Annotated in this window: 17 protein-coding genes; 11 read left to right on the forward strand and 6 right to left on the reverse strand. The window is 35.9% G+C overall.

The window, feature by feature from the left end:
- Positions 1-152: 152 nt before the first annotated feature.
- On the reverse strand, positions 153-575 hold the full coding sequence (gene fosM, locus GHT08_RS11030; RefSeq protein ID WP_163581464.1) for a FosM family fosfomycin resistance protein: 423 nt from the start codon (positions 573-575) through the stop codon (positions 153-155).
- 148 nt (positions 576-723) lie between these two features.
- On the opposite strand from fosM, the gene GHT08_RS11035 reads away from it, so the two are divergent.
- From GHT08_RS11035 to GHT08_RS22185, 3 genes are all read left to right on the forward strand, one after another.
- Positions 724-1137 carry a hypothetical protein gene (locus GHT08_RS11035; protein WP_163581465.1) on the forward strand — a complete coding sequence of 138 codons (414 nt, stop codon included), beginning with the start codon at positions 724-726 and terminating at the stop codon, positions 1135-1137.
- A 470-nt stretch (positions 1138-1607) separates the two neighbouring features.
- Entirely contained in the window at positions 1608-1910 is a 303-nt protein-coding gene (locus GHT08_RS11040) for a PadR family transcriptional regulator (protein ID WP_163581466.1), read from the forward strand.
- A gap of 251 nt (positions 1911-2161) precedes the next feature.
- Positions 2162-2350, forward strand: a complete 189-nt coding sequence (locus tag GHT08_RS22185; RefSeq protein WP_238343552.1) for a hypothetical protein — start codon at positions 2162-2164, stop codon at positions 2348-2350.
- 27 nt (positions 2351-2377) lie between these two features.
- On the opposite strand, the gene GHT08_RS11050 is transcribed toward GHT08_RS22185, so the two are convergent.
- Positions 2378-2908 (reverse strand): hypothetical protein, encoded by a 531-nt coding sequence (locus GHT08_RS11050; protein ID WP_163581468.1) that lies wholly within the window; start codon positions 2906-2908, stop codon positions 2378-2380.
- A 233-nt stretch (positions 2909-3141) separates the two neighbouring features.
- Between GHT08_RS11050 and GHT08_RS11055 the strand changes: the two genes are divergently transcribed.
- Positions 3142-3639, forward strand: coding sequence for a DinB family protein (locus GHT08_RS11055; RefSeq protein WP_163581469.1), 498 nt, complete (start codon positions 3142-3144; stop codon positions 3637-3639).
- A 649-nt stretch (positions 3640-4288) separates the two neighbouring features.
- Here the strand turns inward: GHT08_RS11055 and GHT08_RS11060 are convergent.
- The gene (locus tag GHT08_RS11060) at positions 4289-5554 is read right to left on the reverse strand and encodes an FAD-binding protein (RefSeq protein ID WP_163581470.1); all 1266 of its coding nucleotides are present in this window, start codon (positions 5552-5554) and stop codon (positions 4289-4291) included.
- Between the two features lie 188 nt (positions 5555-5742).
- Between GHT08_RS11060 and GHT08_RS11065 the strand changes: the two genes are divergently transcribed.
- Positions 5743-6696: a bile acid:sodium symporter family protein gene (locus tag GHT08_RS11065; RefSeq protein WP_163581471.1), complete on the forward strand. Its 954-nt coding sequence runs from the start codon at positions 5743-5745 to the stop codon at positions 6694-6696.
- Positions 6697-6996: 300 nt separating this feature from the next.
- The gene (locus tag GHT08_RS11070; RefSeq protein ID WP_163581472.1) at positions 6997-7365 is read left to right on the forward strand and encodes a hypothetical protein; all 369 of its coding nucleotides are present in this window, start codon (positions 6997-6999) and stop codon (positions 7363-7365) included.
- Positions 7366-7453: 88 nt separating this feature from the next.
- Here the strand turns inward: GHT08_RS11070 and GHT08_RS11075 are convergent, their stop codons facing one another.
- Positions 7454-8809, reverse strand: coding sequence for an alkaline phosphatase (locus tag GHT08_RS11075; protein WP_163581473.1), 1356 nt, complete (start codon positions 8807-8809; stop codon positions 7454-7456).
- Positions 8810-9293: 484 nt separating this feature from the next.
- Between GHT08_RS11075 and GHT08_RS11080 the strand changes: the two genes are divergently transcribed.
- The 4 genes from GHT08_RS11080 (at position 9294) to GHT08_RS11095 (ending at position 12281) form a co-directional block, all read left to right on the forward strand.
- Positions 9294-9662 (forward strand): hypothetical protein, encoded by a 369-nt coding sequence (locus tag GHT08_RS11080; RefSeq protein ID WP_163581474.1) that lies wholly within the window; start codon positions 9294-9296, stop codon positions 9660-9662.
- A gap of 411 nt (positions 9663-10073) precedes the next feature.
- The gene (locus tag GHT08_RS11085) at positions 10074-10799 is read left to right on the forward strand and encodes a gamma-glutamyl-gamma-aminobutyrate hydrolase family protein (RefSeq protein WP_163581475.1); all 726 of its coding nucleotides are present in this window, start codon (positions 10074-10076) and stop codon (positions 10797-10799) included.
- A 23-nt stretch (positions 10800-10822) separates the two neighbouring features.
- On the forward strand, positions 10823-11461 hold the full coding sequence (locus GHT08_RS11090; RefSeq protein ID WP_163581476.1) for a hypothetical protein: 639 nt from the start codon (positions 10823-10825) through the stop codon (positions 11459-11461).
- A 187-nt stretch (positions 11462-11648) separates the two neighbouring features.
- Entirely contained in the window at positions 11649-12281 is a 633-nt protein-coding gene (locus tag GHT08_RS11095; RefSeq protein WP_420370967.1) for a spore coat protein, read from the forward strand.
- A gap of 56 nt (positions 12282-12337) precedes the next feature.
- On the opposite strand, the gene GHT08_RS11100 is transcribed toward GHT08_RS11095, so the two are convergent.
- Together GHT08_RS11100 and GHT08_RS11105 are read right to left on the reverse strand one after the other, a co-directional pair.
- Entirely contained in the window at positions 12338-12868 is a 531-nt protein-coding gene (locus GHT08_RS11100) for a GNAT family N-acetyltransferase (RefSeq protein ID WP_163581477.1), read from the reverse strand.
- 96 nt (positions 12869-12964) lie between these two features.
- The gene (locus GHT08_RS11105; protein ID WP_163581478.1) at positions 12965-14005 is read right to left on the reverse strand and encodes an NAD(P)/FAD-dependent oxidoreductase; all 1041 of its coding nucleotides are present in this window, start codon (positions 14003-14005) and stop codon (positions 12965-12967) included.
- Between the two features lie 252 nt (positions 14006-14257).
- Between GHT08_RS11105 and GHT08_RS11110 the strand changes: the two genes are divergently transcribed.
- Positions 14258-16189, forward strand: coding sequence for a fructose-1,6-bisphosphatase (locus GHT08_RS11110; RefSeq protein ID WP_163581479.1), 1932 nt, complete (start codon positions 14258-14260; stop codon positions 16187-16189).
- Positions 16190-16202 lie beyond the last annotated feature (13 nt).

Below are 16202 nucleotides of genomic sequence, written 5' to 3' on the forward strand. Positions count from 1 at the left end.
AGCTAATATGCTATACAATCATTCGTCTTTTACATGGAAGTTTTAATTTTGTCCAGTTTGTTTTCTGCCAGTGCAAGTGTACAGAAAAAGGAGAACACTGATTGGTATTCTTTCGTCCTACATTTCTAAGTGTCCGCTCTGTGCTTTGCTATCTAATCATAAAACTCCATATGTGTCTTTTCTTGTTTGTAGTAAGCCAATCTGTCTTGTAAAGTACCTGTATGAAACTCAAACTTATGCCCATCAGGATCTGTGAAGTAAATAGATTTCTTGTCTCGTTGATCTCTTGGACGGCTTGGTAATATATTGACATTCAAGTCTTGTAGCTTCTTGTACATTTTATCAAAATCCTCTTCTTCGATTGAAAAGGCAATATGTGTGTATGATTGATCTATTTCATTACGTGGTATATCCTTTTCTACATTTAAAGCAAGCCACATACCATTCAAATCGAAATAAGCAGTGTTTCTTCCTTTAACTAATAATTTGGCATCAAATACTTTTTGGTAGAAATCAATTGAATTTTCTAAGTTAGAAACCGAAAACAAAAAATGATTTAGTCCTTTTATCGACACGTTTATCACCTCAATTAGATTATAGTAACTTTTTGTTCATATCTCCACCGTGTTTTCATTATCAAACATACGGATGTTCCTAACAAACGCATAAATTTTCGCCAGTCTCATATAAATGAACTAATCATAAGAAACTGGGGGAATGTTGATGTCAAGGGCAACAGAGGTTGAAGAATCTTCTAATCTATCAGAAGAAATGTTAAAGAAATACTATGATTTAAACCTTCAGAAAAAAGAATTAGAGAAAGAAATGAATCAGATTAAAAAACAAATCCACCACTGCTTAGATGAACAGTTTGGAAAACAACAAAAAGCTGAAGTACAACTAGGTAAATATAAGGCACAGCGCATCATTCGAACTTCTGCTCATTACGATCAAGAGAAGACAGTACAAAAATTGGAAGAATTAAATTTAGAAGACTTTATCTTAAAAGTAAAACAACCAGATACAGAAAAACTAGAAGCAGCAATGAAGATAGATTTAGTCAATGAGGAAGAATTCCAGGATTGTAAAATGAACAAGCTGTCGCAAGCTATTACAGTAAAAGAATTGAGTATTTAGCTATGATAAAGTTTGGATTTCAATAATCCAAACTTTTTTATAGCTAATAATATTCACTTTTTAAGTAAATGCATGATTTTACATTTCCTGATGTTCAATTGCAAATCTCCCCCCATTATATCCAAATCATGTAATTAACATTAAATTTATCAAAATATATTGTTCGAAAAGGTTCCATACGAATGACTTCTTTTTCGGCACCAATTAATGACAGAATCCTATAAAGGATAAAGTTTCTAACATCTCCATTCTCCTATTGTTTTGCATTTTCCATTCAATAGTAACATAAAATTCCAATTGATGATTGACATTGTTTTACCAAAAAAAGATTCTCTCCATCGATAAATGGTTACTTTTTCTATTGTTATCTAAAAAAGATGTGTAACATTTTATTGACTTTATCTTCCATATGAGTTATTATTACGTTATACGATATATCGCAATACGTAATAAGGAGGGGGAGTAATGAAATGAAAAAAAATAGGTTTTCAGAACCTTCGTTACTTATTTTGATCAGCCTTGCTGAAAAAAATCGCCACGGTTATGCGATTATGGAAGATATTGAACAGAATTATGATATTAAATTAGGGCCAGGTACGTTGTATGGTGCAATCTCACGACTAGAGAAAGCAGGATATATACGTGTTCTTGAATCAGAAAATCGAAAAAAGCCTTATGAAATGACGGAGACAGGTCGGATATATTTAAGTGAACAAATTAAAGAAATGCAAAAAATAACTACGCTTGGGTTAAAAAGGCTTGGTTTAGTATGAAGTGGTTCATCTATTTGTATCCAAAAAAGTGGAGAAAACGATATGGAGATGAGTTATTTGAACTGTTGAATCATACCGATTGCTCCATTAAAGTAGTCATTGACTTACTCTTAGGCATAATAGATGCTTGGAAAATAGAACTGCATGAAAAAGAGATCTTAGGTTTTCGAATGAGTCAGATTTTACTTCTAGTTAGTTTAATCAATATCTATATCATTTATAGATGGATATCATTAAGGGAGGTTATTTTCTTGGAACAAGCTGCGTTAATCATTGCTGTGTTAGCTTTTCTCTTGTCAGTTTCGGTTTTTATCGTGAGTATTTTTCAGGAAGGAATAAAAAACGCTTTTTCAGCAAACTCAAAATTAGCTAAAATATCAGTGGGCCTATTTGGAGTTTATGCGCTCAGTTTCACCGCATTTTTAATGCTAGCTAATTAAACAAATAGTACAGGGGCATCCTTTTTATTAAAATGGATGCCCCTTCTGTTTTAACGATATCTTCTGTAGAAAATCGTGCTTATTATCTATTGTAAAGAATATCCTACTAATTGTCTTATTTTTCCCATGTTTAATTGGTTCATGTAAAATAGCTTCAAATGTTGGCTCATCAAACCCTAATAACGAAAGGTCGAGTACTTCTTTATTCTTCTTATCCTCTTCATAATGAATATGTCCACTTAAAATCTCTTTAATATTATCTATAGGTATAGTAGTTTGTGGCCTCAATCCGATTTTGATGAATAACGTATTGTTAGTCAAAATAATAGGATTTTTAACAACTAATCGTAAATCAATAATTAGATAAACAAAAGAAATGTTAGCTAATACAAGGTGAATCCAATGAAGTAAGGGACTCCAATTGTATAAGAGAAAGGATACGGCTACCGATTCTAGCACAACTACAACTAACATGGCGCAAATAAAACCAATGTAACCAGATTGTTTATGGTAGGTAAAAAAGAATGTATCTTCCGAGCTTCTTTTTTCTGCTATCATTGTTTCGCCTCCTTTGGACTTCAGTAAATATTGGGGGGATGAATGATGATCATTTACTAGTATTATACTATATCTTCAAGATAGATGGATAGTTTAATATGGAATTACATGGTAAAATAAAATTCATAGAAAACTTTTTGCATAGTGACGGCAAGAGATAACTAAATCAGGATATTATAAAGACGAGTGTATCAATCAAGCATTTATTATCCAAATAAGAAAGGAGTGACACGATGAAAGAGATAATTAATTTAATTGAGAAGTTTGAACAGTTTAACAGTTGGGTGAATGAATTAGAAAAAATAGATGAGGATCTCTTCTTTACACCAATTAATGAGGGAAAATGGACACCGGCAGAAATTATTAGTCATATTACTTACTGGGATCGTTACATATTAGAGGAATTAATGCCTCAAATGAGTAAAGACGCTAAGCTTGAAAGTGTTGCTTTTGATGTGATTAATCAACCAGCTTCCGAGTATGCTTTATCGGGAGTTACGAAAACACAATTGATACAAGAACAGATCGAAGCTAGAAATCATTTGGTAGAAGCGCTTAAAGAAAAATCAGAGCAAGAATTTTTTGACACATTTGTTTTAAATGGGGAAGAAATTGACCGATATTCTGGCTATCCACACTCACTTTTTAACTACATTAGTGCCTTCGTCTGGCATGATAACCATCATAAAGAACAAATAGAGACATTTTTAAATAAGAATCAGAACTCATAATAAGCTGCCTGTCAATTTAGCGACATAAATCGCTTCAAGTGACAGGCATTTTTTATAAGGAAAGCATAAAATTTTGAGATTTGTCTACGCAAGCACCCAGCAACTAGGCGACTTCCCGAATTTTCCTACGATAAAGAAGACTTGCCGATTACTTAAACCAGAGGCTTAGTCGCACTTATACCTTAAGGTGAAAGTCATCATCGGTTCGTAACCCCACAGTGATTCCTTATCTCAGTTAATTCTGAAGTCGCTACGTTTCTAAGCGGGCGCTCTGCGCTTTTCTTAGATGAAAGAAAGTATAAAATCAGTGCAATAACTGCGTTAAACGAAGTAGTTATTTTGAAATGTTTGATGTATATTTGCAACGTTCCGACCAATTACTTCGCTTTCCACGGGCAGGGCATCAACTAACTTTGCAAAGTGGATTTTCGGGCTCGCGCTATTCCCGCAGGAGTCTCCGTAATTAGTCTCCGCTACGAGAAGTGCAACAACTATTGTGATAAGTAATAGGTTGACTTTTTTACAATGGCCAAAGTGAAAATCGCTATCCGTGAGTATAACAGAAGCTGTGTTACTTCATGCTTGTGTTTTAGAGCAGCACTTAACGAAGGCAGCCCACTTCTACTCCTGCGGGGTTTACCAGTTTTTCTTATTTCCCAAAAATATAAGTATTTATAAAGTCGTTACGGAATTTACCTTTTGGATCGTAGTGCTCTAGCAATTGCTGAAAGTCAGCCAGTTTTTCATAGAGCGGTTGTACTTGTTCTTTCGTCATGGTAAATAATTTACCCCAATGCGGACGAGCATGATATGGCGTAAGCTTTTCTTCAATTTGTGGTAACACTTTTTGTACAGATTCCCAGTCATCTTTCCATGTTAAATGAATGCCGATCGAATCTTGTTGATAGCATGGGCTCATCCATAATTCATCTTTGGCAATGCTACGTATTTCACAAACATGTAATAATGGTGCGATTTGATCGCGGATTTTATTTATTTCCGTTAGTGCCTTAAATGCATACTGCCTTGGAATGATATACTCAGATTGTAATTCATCTCCACTGCTAGGTGTGAAATCGATACGAAAATGTGGCAGTCTGTCGTACCAAGGTCCCGGAATCCCCATTTGTTCGGTACAATTAATAGCCTCGATTCCAGCTATAGGATGGCAATGGTCTATTGCTGGCTTCGCTCCATATAAATCAGAATATGATTGTGGTTCTTTCTCTTCAGTATGTAGCTGTTTTAACCAAACTTGATTGATCGTATCACTTTGCCAATTAGTAAATAAACTAACACTGTATGCGCTTGAGAAAATGTCATCCAAGTGGTTTTCTAGTTGTGCTAAAGGTAACTGCTCGAAGACATATTGGCTGATTTGAAAGGCAGGAATGATGTCTAACGTCATCTTTGTTACAATCCCTATTCCCCCAAGACCAACTACAGCCCCTTTTAATTGTTCTTCATTTTCCTCTCGAGAAAATTGGATTAATTCACCGTCAGCAGTAACTACTTCCATGGCATGAACGGAGTCAGATAAACAGCTGTTTCGGTCTCCTGAACCGTGTGTTGCTGTTGCACATGCACCGACAACGGAAATGTGCGGTAAAGACGCCATATTCTCTAATGCAAATCCATTCTTTTGAAGGAACCGGCTTAGGTCACTATAGATAATTCCTCCTTCAACTGTAACCGTTTGATTATCACGGTTTAAAGCTATTATTTTATTCATTTTTTGTAAGGACACCATATTTTCACTAGAATCTGCAATTCCATTAAATGAGTGGCGAGAACCTATTACTCGTAATTTATCACATTGTCTGACGAGTTGTTGAAGTTGTTTAACGCTTTCAGGTTCATGCCAATTTGCCGCGCTATATGTATAATTACCAGCCCAGTTCTTTTGTTCATCCATATGATTAAACGCTCCTTTATATGGTCATTTTTTAATTTATTTTATCATACTATTCAACTTATAAGGACGAATTCGCTCATTTTGTTTCATTTCTTGTCCGTACCCTAACCAAAAATTTTAAAATGATATTTAAAATATTCAGAAAATATTATATAATTTCTAAATATGCATCTAAGAGGGGGAGTAACATGAAAGGATTAGAGAGAATTAGTAGTTTTGTAGGGAATACATTTGCGATTTGGGTTGTACTGTTTGCGGTCTTATCATTTCTTATACCTTCAGGATTTACGTGGTTGGCAGCCTATATCACACCATTATTAGGTATTATTATGTTTGGAATGGGACTTACGCTATCAGCCAATGATTTTAAAGAAGCATTTAAACGACCGAAAGAAGTGGCAATCGGAGTAGCTGGTCAGTTCTTGATTATGCCATTACTTGCTTTTGCGCTCGTAACTATTTTACCTGTTTCCAAAGAGGTGGCAGTCGGTGTTATCTTAGTAGGCTGTTGTCCTGGTGGTACCTCTTCAAATGTTATGACTTACTTATCAAAAGGGGATACAGCATTATCGGTTTCGATTACTGCGGTTTCTACGATTCTGGCACCATTTATAACACCAGCACTAATTTATCTATTTGCTAGTCAGTGGTTAGAAGTATCTGCAGGGTCTTTATTCGTATCTATTGTGCAGATTGTTTTAGTACCGATCTTGCTAGGTTTGTTAGTTAAGGCATTGTTGAAAGATAAAGTGGAAGCAGGGGTAAAGGCGATTCCGTTAGTATCAGTAATTGGTATTGTATCTATTGTTACAGCAGTAGTAAGTGTTAACCAGGAACAAATTGCAGCGACTGGGTTATTAATTTTCTTAATAGTGGTGCTTCATAACGGACTAGGCTATCTGGTTGGCTACGGGCTAGGAAAAGTAATGAAGATGGAACCTAAGCAACAAAAAGCTGTTTCCATTGAAGTGGGCATGCAAAATTCAGGATTGGGTGCCACGCTTGCCGCTGCACACTTTAATCCATTAGCAGCTGTGCCAAGTGCAATATTTAGTGTATGGCATAATATTTCTGGACCGATTGTTGCAACTATTTATCGAAAACTACAGGAGAAAGAAGATCAAAAGAATATAGGTGCATAAGTAGAAGAAAAGGTTAGATTTTAAGTGGCAGCTTGTTCGCAAGGTCTGCCCTTTTTTTATACACAGAATCTAAAGTAACTTTGAAATCTTTCTGAAAATATTATAGAAAATTGTAGATTTTTGTTATGTGGAAAAGTTGCTTCTTTCATAAGCATAAATAATTGCCAAGTTAAGGAGCGCTTGTGCATTATATTTGATTGAATTTAATATTTAATTGTATCTTTTAATTTAAAGTAAGTTTGGCATCATAATGAATTGTATCCAATTAATACACCAGAGATAGAGAAAGGGTGGACAAATATGGCGAAAGTAGAAAACATGACAAATAATGGTGGTTATATAATAGATGTAAAAACCACTGCTAAAACAATTACTATGAAGATAGTAGGTACTTTTACACCAGATCAAGCGGAACAATTTCATCTAGACTATCGTAAACAAATCAGCATCATTTCAACGATTGATTTTGTTTTAGAGGTAGATTGTAGAGAGATGAAGGCAATCAATCAGGAGATGATACCTAAATTAATGCGATCTTATGAGCTATATAAAGAATCAAACTATAAAAAAATCGTATTTGTAGTTAATGATAATGAAGCTATCCAAGAGCAGTTAAACCAAGTTGCTCAATCTATCATTCTACCTAACTATCAAATAATTAGAGTATAATTAGCCGAATAAAAAGGGCCAAAACTTAAATTTTGGCCCTTTCGCTACTAAATTTGATTAATTTACAAAAAAGGGGATGGTAAAAATATTAGTTTTCCAAGTTCACTCTTAGAGCATTCGCCATAATTTTAGGCAAGTCTGTATTATCATAGAAACCTGCAAACTTTTCAGCTTGAGGACCATATGCATAAACAGGAATGTCTGCTCCAGTATGATTAGTACTTGTCCAGCCAATACCAGCATGATCACTTACTACTCTATTAATAGCAAGTGCTACATCACTAGCATTCTGAATGGATTGTACTTCATCTTCCGTAAGGCTTAAATTAGTATATTCTTCAACTATTTCTTTTGCGTTGGAGCGGTCCTCATTCAATTGAGTAGCCATGAAGTCTCCAGTCGCTGTTACCTGATTCAATATGTCAGCGTTCAATCCTGAGTATGCACCAGATCCTGTTGTCATACCACCAGTATCATGGTCACCAGCAACAATCACTAGTGTCTTACCATCTTGTTCAGCAAAATCAATGGCAGCTTCAACTGCTTCTTCAAATGCCGCTACATCAGACATAGCCCATGCAGCATCATTGGCATGCCCTGCCCAGTCGATTTGACTTCCTTCTACCATAAGGAAAAACCCATCCTTATCTTGCTCTAAAATCTCGATGGATGCCTCTGTCATTTCAGCTAAACTAGGCTCTACACTTTGATCGCGGTGTAATTCAGGAGAAAGTGCATCATCAGCAAAGAGTCCAAGTAGTCTTTCGCCTTGATTTACATTAATATCGGCATTGTCTTGTAACTCTTCTCTAGTTTCCACGTAGGTAAATCCAGCATCTTCTGCTTGTTCGATCAGATTGACGTCTTCTTGGTTACCACCTTCTGCTTCAGGTAAGAACATATTTTTCCCTCCACCTAGAAGGACATCTACTTCACTAGAGATATACTGTCTGGCAATTTCTGTTTGATTATTTCTATCTTCTACTTTTGCAGCAAAAGATGCAGGTGTGGCATGTGTGATCGTGGATGTAGCTACTAATCCAGATGATTTACCAGCTTCTTCAGATACATCTAAGATGGTTGTTAGTTCATTTCCTTCTTGATCAAGGCCGATTACACCATTATTAGTTTTTACACCACTAGCCATGGCTGTACCAGCGGCTGCAGAATCTGTTACGTCAGCGTTTGCCGAATTGGTCGTAAACATTCCTTTTAGGTGTTCGTCCCAAACAGCATCTTCCCCTTTGTAGACACGGTAATTGGAAGCATAGTCTCCACTAAATCCGTCTGGAATCATGTAAATAATATTATCGATTTTCTTTCCACCATATCCATTACCGTTTCCTTTTCCTGGTGATTCAGGCTTGTCCGCAAAAACCGGAACACTCACAGCAGACAAAATTAGACCTGTACTAAGAGCTACAGCACCAACCTTTTTAAACATTCTTTACCAACTCCTTCATAATTTTGCTTACAGTTACAAGATACTAGATAAATATTGATAGACTATTAATGGATGGTAAACATTAAGTGAAAAAAATACCGGCTTAACATCCATGATTATTTACCTTGATCCATGAAAATCTGATGACTATCCTTCTTCTTTACTAGTTAACGTTCGGTACTTTACGTCATTAATCTGGATGTGGAGAATATAATATCAAAAAATGGCATTTTTTTATGGTGTCTATGCTAAATGTGTTTACTATCCACATCAAATAGATCTTTTATACTAAGCTAAAAGCATTGTATATTTTGCGAACAATCCTTTAATACTGTAAAATATCTTATGGTTTGTAGAATGGTGACATATACCAAAAGAAAAAAGAGGAATAATAAATTGGGTAATAATACTTATTTCATCTGAAATGATCTACATCTACCAATGCGAGACTCCAATTAAATATACAAGAGAAAGGAAAGAGTATATGGCAAAAATAGAAAGCATGACAGCTGATGGTGGTTACGTTATTGATGTTAAACCCACAAGTAAAGCTGTTTATATGAATGTAGTGGGGACCTTTACACCTGAGCAAGCGGACAAATTCCATCAAGATTATGAAAAACAGATAGGCTCTATCTCTACTATTGATTATGTGTTACAAGTAGATTGCAAGGATATGGAGGTAATCAATCAAGAAATGACACCAAAGTTAGCCCAATCCTTTAAGTTATATAAGAAATCTGGTTTTAAAAAAGTCGAATTCTTCATCACTAATAATGTAGTGATCAAAAAGCAGCTCAACCATATTGCCAAAACGGTTGATTTGCCAAACTATGAAATAATTGAAGGATAAAATAATGCGAAAAGCCCTTTAAATAGGTTTTTCGCGTTATTTTTATTATCATGAAAAAGATTGAAATACTCAAGATCTCAACAATAATATATTCATTTGGAACCGTTTATGGTCCGCAAATTATGATCGAACAAATTGGGCATATGTAGAAAAGAATATATCGTAATTTGCCTCATTGATAAATTAATACTGCAAGAACACTTTAAAATGGATGATGAACAAGTAAACGTTCATTGCATTTTCTAAAGTTTAAATTTGAGAATTATTGTCACTCCTTAAACTACTAAGAGTATAACCTTTATTGACGGAAATTTACTTTATATAGAAGTATAATTTTTAACTTTTTTTACAAAATAAAAAAGGTTTAGCAACGGTCCATAAAGTATTTAATATTGAAGGGTAGTGTTCAACATGGTTCCATCGATTAAGCCTGTAATTGGAATTACGTGTTCGATTGTTAGTCACAATAACATCCCCAGTTATAATCTGCATGAGAAGCATATTCAGTCCGTAATGCAAGCAGGTGGAGTTCCTATCATTATTCCCACAGGTCCAGAAGTGATGGCGGAAGTATGGGTCAGTATTTGCAACGGCATTATACTTAGCAGTGGAGAAGATATCGATCCCAATTCGTTTGGAGGTCATCCATCTCCCAAAATTCAAAACACCAATAAAAAAAGGGATCTTACTGAAATAGAATTGGTGAAATATGCACAAAAACAAAGTAAACCAATTCTGGGGCTTTGCAGAGGTGCAACCATGTTAAATGTTGCATTAGGAGGCACAGTAATACAAGATATCGAGACTAGTAATCCTAATGCAATCAACCATAACCAACAGGCGGCAAGACCGGAACCTACCCATTATATTCAAATCGATAAGACGAGTCAGTTATATCAGGTTCTTGCCAGCTCAAGTATCCAAGTAAACAGCATTCATCATCAGGCAATTGATCAGCTTGCAACAAATCTGAAAAAAGTAGCGATTGCCCCAGATGGTATCATTGAAGCGGTGGAAGGAGTCGATAAAACTTCCCCAATGATAATGGGCATCCAGTGGCATCCTGAGGAGATGGCGAGTGAAGACGCAACAATGCAAGGGATATTTGATGCTTTTGTTAAAGCATGCAAAAATTAAGCATATTGTTAGGGGAGAGTATTATGTCTACATCAGAAGAAAGGTCCTATGTCTGGTATGCAAGCTATGGATCTAATTTAAGCAAGGAAAGGTTTTTATGTTATATCAAAGGTGGACGACCTAAAGGTTCGGAAAAAAGAGAGGTAGGGTGTAGAGATAAATCCCTTCCAATTGCTGAAGGAACACATATCATGCCATATCCGCTATACTTTGCAAAAGAATCACAGCGCTGGCAGAAACAAGGGGTAGCTTTTATCGGATTGAGTAAAGATGAACAGTTCCATACATACAGTAGAAAATATTTAATAACAGAAGAGCAATTTATGGATGTAGTACAACAGGAAAATAACGGAGCGGAGATACATATTGATTTAAATGAAGTGGTGGAGAGCGGATACAAGACATTACGAGACTCGTGGTATGGAACGATTTTGTTTTTAGGTGAAGATGATGGTTACCCTATCGTCACTTTCACTGCAGATTGGGATTTAGATGTCCCTTTTCATACACCATCTAAAGAATATTTAAGCATGATCATTCATGGTTTAAAATCAACATTATCGCTGGAGAATAAGGATATTTTAGATTATTTGATTACGAAACCAGGGATAGATGGTCATTATACGACAGCAAGACTTGAAAAGATAATTGAAGAAGTGTAAAAATACGATTGTCCGGGATTCCCGGACTTTTATATTGTCTTGGTCCTAAATTCTCCGAAGTTGATAATTATTCTTAGAAATAAATAACGCACTTACGAGATTTTTGTTTTTTACGAAAAATTATATACATAAATGTTCCCTAAGAGGAAAATATATACTTGAATTTAAAATACAGGAGGTTACTATAGTGCAAAATCAAAACCAAAATCAGATGCAAAACAATGCGCAAATGCCACAAAATATGGCGAATCAAGGGACTAGTCATAATCATGGTGCACATGAAATGATGGATTCCCATGAATTAATTGGTGGCTTAATCGGAATGATGGAGCAGTATCAGTTGTATGATCAACATATTCAAGATCAGGAATTAAAAGGTATCCTGCAGCGCCAAACTTCCTTTCTTACGCAAATGTATAACACCATCGTAGAAAGCTTCCAAACTGGACAAGATCCACAAGTACCAACACAACAGTACAAGATGCAACAAAATAACGAGGTTACTTACGGCACTCAGGCTGGGCAACCAAAAAAACCAAAGCAGTCTGTTAATGAGTTTACGGATGAATGTTTCTCCTCTTTTATGTTAGGTCATACTAAATCAGTGGCTTCTGGACTCACTATGGCAGCAGTAGAGATGAACAATCCGGTATTGCGTCGCATTATTGCAGATAGTGTGCCGAACATGATTGAGATGAGCTATGAACTGTTCCTATATCAAAACAAACATGGTTATTATCAATTGCCGAAACTAGACGCTCAAGATATGAATAATATGCTGCAAGCTTACACGAAAGCTCCTCAACAGGGTATGCATTAAGAAAAAAATAAGCAAACCTCAAATACGTTACGCTTTTGAGGTTTGCTTTATATATTCTAGTCTGTTTTTAATTTGGAATACATCTGTAAATCAATAAACTTATCCTTTGATTTTTCACACTGTCTTAATGTCCCCTCATAAGTAAAACCTAACTTATCTAGAACTCTCACCGAATTAACATTTTCCGGTTCCACCTTCGCTTCGATTCGATGGAAACCTAATCTATTATAGGCATAATCAATAAGAGTTGAGATGGCCTCTGGCGCGAAGCCTTTACCCCAGTGTTTTTTGGCTATTTCATAGCCTATTTCAACCTTTTTATTCTCGAAATCAAGTGAATTATATCCACAGGATCCGATAATTTCGTTAGAGTTTCTTTCTATGATGGTAAAACGGATTGCTTTATGATCTTGTGCCAACCCGTCGAGAAAAGAGATCATTTCCTCGGCCTGCTCTTTCGTTGTAAAGTTACTAATGTTCATAAACGCTGTTACATCAGAGTCAGACCAAATGGTAAACAGATTAGCTGCATCTTTAGAAGTCATCTTCCTTAAGTGCAGTCTTTTCGTATATAGTTGTTGTATCAATACTTTTACCTCCCATTTGTGAGTTTAATTGCTGGAAAAAAATATTGATATCTGTGCATCATTCAGTCCCTTCTAAGCTATTATCTTGTCGAACACTTAAAGGTAAGCATAATCCTTCAGGTTTAAAACTGTTTCCTTGTCTGTTAAATAGGCTGCAACTTCTCTCCCAATAACGGGTCCTGCTGTTAATCCGGAAGAACCTAAACCATTAACGGAAAAGATATGATCTGCAGTCCATCCAATATACGGCAATGAATCCCTTGTAAAAGGACGTAAACCTACAGCCATAAATTGGTCTTGGATAGTAGTTTCCGGAAAATAACGCATTGCCTCATGATGAAGGTATTGTTGATTTTCTTCTGATGGGGCAATGGAAAAATCTTCGGTATCCTCGTGAGTTGTTCCAATCGCAAACTGGTTATGCTCAGTTCCTACAATGTACATTGGCCCAAGTCCCATCACAACGGGGTTTTCTTTACTCTGATACGCATCATCCAGTTTGAGGTGCAATAATTCTGCCCGTTGATGTCGGACTAAAGGTGTATGATAATACTCACTAGCCCATGCACCAGTAGCATAGATAACAGTACCTTTTGCCTCATCAGGCTTGATAGCTTGTTGTATCCATTTACCACCATGAAGGCGTATCCCTTCTTTTAAAGCTGAAAGTAGACTTTCTCCACGGATTTGCCCCCCACCTTCTACAAATACGGCTGGATAACAATCAGTCAGATTTGGATGCATTTCTTTCACTTCTGCTTTTGACAGTTTATAAACTTCTCCCATTTCTGGTGAGCCATCCTGTTTGGCAGAAATCCGTTCATATGCAAGTTGCTGAATCCGCTCATCTTTAAAAAGACATATCGCTCCATTTCGTTTGTATCCAGTAAACTGCCCGGTTGTTTCCTCAAGTTCTTGAATGAAATCCGGGTAATAACGAGCACCTTCCTGAACAAGTCTGTACCATTTTTTATTTCTGCGCTGACTGACCCATGGGCAAATGATCCCTGCTGAAGCAGTAGTTGCTTGTCCTTTATCATAGCGATCAAAGACAGTAACAGAATTCCCGGTTTTGGCAAGATGATAGGCTATGGAAGCTCCGGCAATTCCACCGCCAATGACAGTATATGTCGACATGTAACCCCTCCTAAATGATATTATAGCGCAAATCGACGTTGAAACGAAATAGCTGAGGAGTGATGCCGATATTTCCCGAGAAATAATTTTTAACACAACATTCTTCGCTAAAGTGTTGTATTTAAAAGTGTGATAACTAGAAATATGTTGCATTAATTGTTACAATAATGCTATATAAAATCAGACTCCCACTAATGGAGATTTACGGACGATTAGCGCCGTGATAAATAACGGAGAGGGGATATCTACACATTGAATACGAAATACCTAGACTTACTTGCTGAAAAATATGACAGTGAAGAAAAAGTGGTAACCGAAATCATTAACCTGAAAGCAATTCTGAACTTACCAAAAGGTACCGAGCACTTTGTCAGTGATTTGCATGGGGAATATCATGCATTTCAGCATGTGTTGAGAAATGGTTCAGGGAAAGTGAAAGAAAAAATAACGGATATTTTCAAAGATAAATTGTCACAAGATGAAATTAATGAATTCGCTACTTTGGTCTACTACCCTGAAGAGAAATTAACATTAATCAAAAATAATTTTAATCATAAACAGGATTTACATAACTGGTATGAGAAAATTATTTGCGATATGATTCAACTGATCCCATACGCATCTTCTAAGTATACTCGCTCAAAGCTGCGTAAGGCATTACCAGAACAGTTTGTCTATGTTATCGAAGAATTGCTTTATAAATCTGATAAATATTCCAACAAAAAACCGTATTATGAAAAAATCGTCCAACAGATCATTACGCTAGGCCAGGCAGATAAATTGATCACCGGACTTGCTTATACGATTCAACAGCTGGTAGTGGATCATCTTCATGTAGTAGGAGATATTTACGATCGTGGACCTGACCCAGATAAAATTATGGATACGCTCATTAACTATCATTCTCTAGATATCCAATGGGGAAACCATGATGTTCTATGGATTGGTGCTTTTGCCGGTTCGAAAGTTTGCCTTGCTAATATCATTCGTATTTGTGCCCGTTATGATAACCTCGATATTATTGAAGATGTTTATGGGATTAATCTTAGACCATTATTAAATTTAGCTGAAAAATACTATGATGATAACCCTGCTTTTAGGCCGAAGGAGCATCCTGATAAACCTCTATCAGCGGATGAGGCATTACAAATTACTAAAATTCATCAGGCGATAGCAATGATTCAATTTAAATTAGAAAGTCCAATTATTAAACGACGTCGATTCTTTAATATGTCGGAAAGACTTTTATTGGAGAAAGTAGATTATGAGAAGAATCAGGTAACGATTTATGGAAAAACATATTCACTTGAAAATACTTGCTTTGCTACAGTAGATCCAGAAAATCCGGCAAAACTGTTACCGGAAGAAGAGGAGGTAATCGATAAACTCTTACTTTCCGTTCAATATTCGGAGAAATTATCTAGACATATGAAATTTCTCATGAAAAAAGGGAATCTATATTTAAGATATAACGGCAATTTATTAATTCATGGTTGTATTCCTGTTGATGAAGACGGAAATATGGAACAGATGGAGATTGAAGGCAACACCTATAAAGGCCGTGACTTACTGGATAAGTTTGAAGAATACTTACGCCATGCTTTTGCAAATTTGGAAGAGACAGATGATCTGGCAACAGACATGGTTTGGTATCTCTGGACAGGGGAATATTCATCCTTGTTTGGAAAACGTGCAATGACAACATTTGAGCGCTATTTCATTACAGATAAACAAGCACATAAAGAACAAAAAAATCCTTATTTTTATTTGAGAGAAGATGAGGAAGTATGCCGTAAAATGTTGCAAGAATTTGATCTTGATCCTGATCAAGGACATATTATCAATGGCCATACCCCTGTTAAAGAAGTAGAAGGGGAGAATCCAATCAAAGCAAACGGTAAAATGATTGTCATTGATGGTGGGTTTTCCAAAGCGTATCAGTCAACTACTGGTATTGCTGGATATACATTGTTATATAATTCATTTGGCATGCAGTTAGTTGCTCACCAACATTTTAATTCTAAAGAGGATGTTCTGCTAAATGGTGCAGATGTTTTATCAGTTAGAAGAGTAGTAGACAAAGAACTCGAACGAAAAAAAGTGAGAGAAACCAATGTTGGAAAGGAATTATTAGAGGAAATTGAAATGTTGAAGCAATTGATGGAATACCGTTATATGAATTAAACAATTATTTTAT

The organism is Gracilibacillus saliphilus (assembly GCF_010994085.1).
Classification (GTDB): Bacteria; Bacillota; Bacilli; order Bacillales; family Amphibacillaceae; genus Gracilibacillus; species Gracilibacillus lacisalsi.

Excerpts from the sequence above, each read along its gene's own strand:
- GHT08_RS11070 (WP_163581472.1), top strand. The coding sequence starts at position 6,997 with ATGGCGAAAGTAGAAAACATGACAAATAATGGTGGTTATATAATAGAT.
- GHT08_RS11035 (WP_163581465.1), top strand. The coding sequence starts at position 724 with ATGTCAAGGGCAACAGAGGTTGAAGAATCTTCTAATCTATCAGAAGAA.
- GHT08_RS11060 (WP_163581470.1), bottom strand. The coding sequence starts at position 5,554 with ATGGATGAACAAAAGAACTGGGCTGGTAATTATACATATAGCGCGGCA.
- GHT08_RS11105 (WP_163581478.1), bottom strand. The coding sequence starts at position 14,005 with ATGTCGACATATACTGTCATTGGCGGTGGAATTGCCGGAGCTTCCATA.
- GHT08_RS11075 (WP_163581473.1), bottom strand. The coding sequence starts at position 8,809 with ATGTTTAAAAAGGTTGGTGCTGTAGCTCTTAGTACAGGTCTAATTTTG.
- GHT08_RS11065 (WP_163581471.1), top strand. The coding sequence starts at position 5,743 with ATGAAAGGATTAGAGAGAATTAGTAGTTTTGTAGGGAATACATTTGCG.
- GHT08_RS11085 (WP_163581475.1), top strand. The coding sequence starts at position 10,074 with ATGGTTCCATCGATTAAGCCTGTAATTGGAATTACGTGTTCGATTGTT.
- GHT08_RS11080 (WP_163581474.1), top strand. The coding sequence starts at position 9,294 with ATGGCAAAAATAGAAAGCATGACAGCTGATGGTGGTTACGTTATTGAT.
- GHT08_RS11090 (WP_163581476.1), top strand. The coding sequence starts at position 10,823 with ATGTCTACATCAGAAGAAAGGTCCTATGTCTGGTATGCAAGCTATGGA.
- GHT08_RS11050 (WP_163581468.1), bottom strand. The coding sequence starts at position 2,908 with ATGATAGCAGAAAAAAGAAGCTCGGAAGATACATTCTTTTTTACCTAC.
- GHT08_RS11055 (WP_163581469.1), top strand. The coding sequence starts at position 3,142 with ATGAAAGAGATAATTAATTTAATTGAGAAGTTTGAACAGTTTAACAGT.
- GHT08_RS11040 (WP_163581466.1), top strand. The coding sequence starts at position 1,608 with ATGAAAAAAAATAGGTTTTCAGAACCTTCGTTACTTATTTTGATCAGC.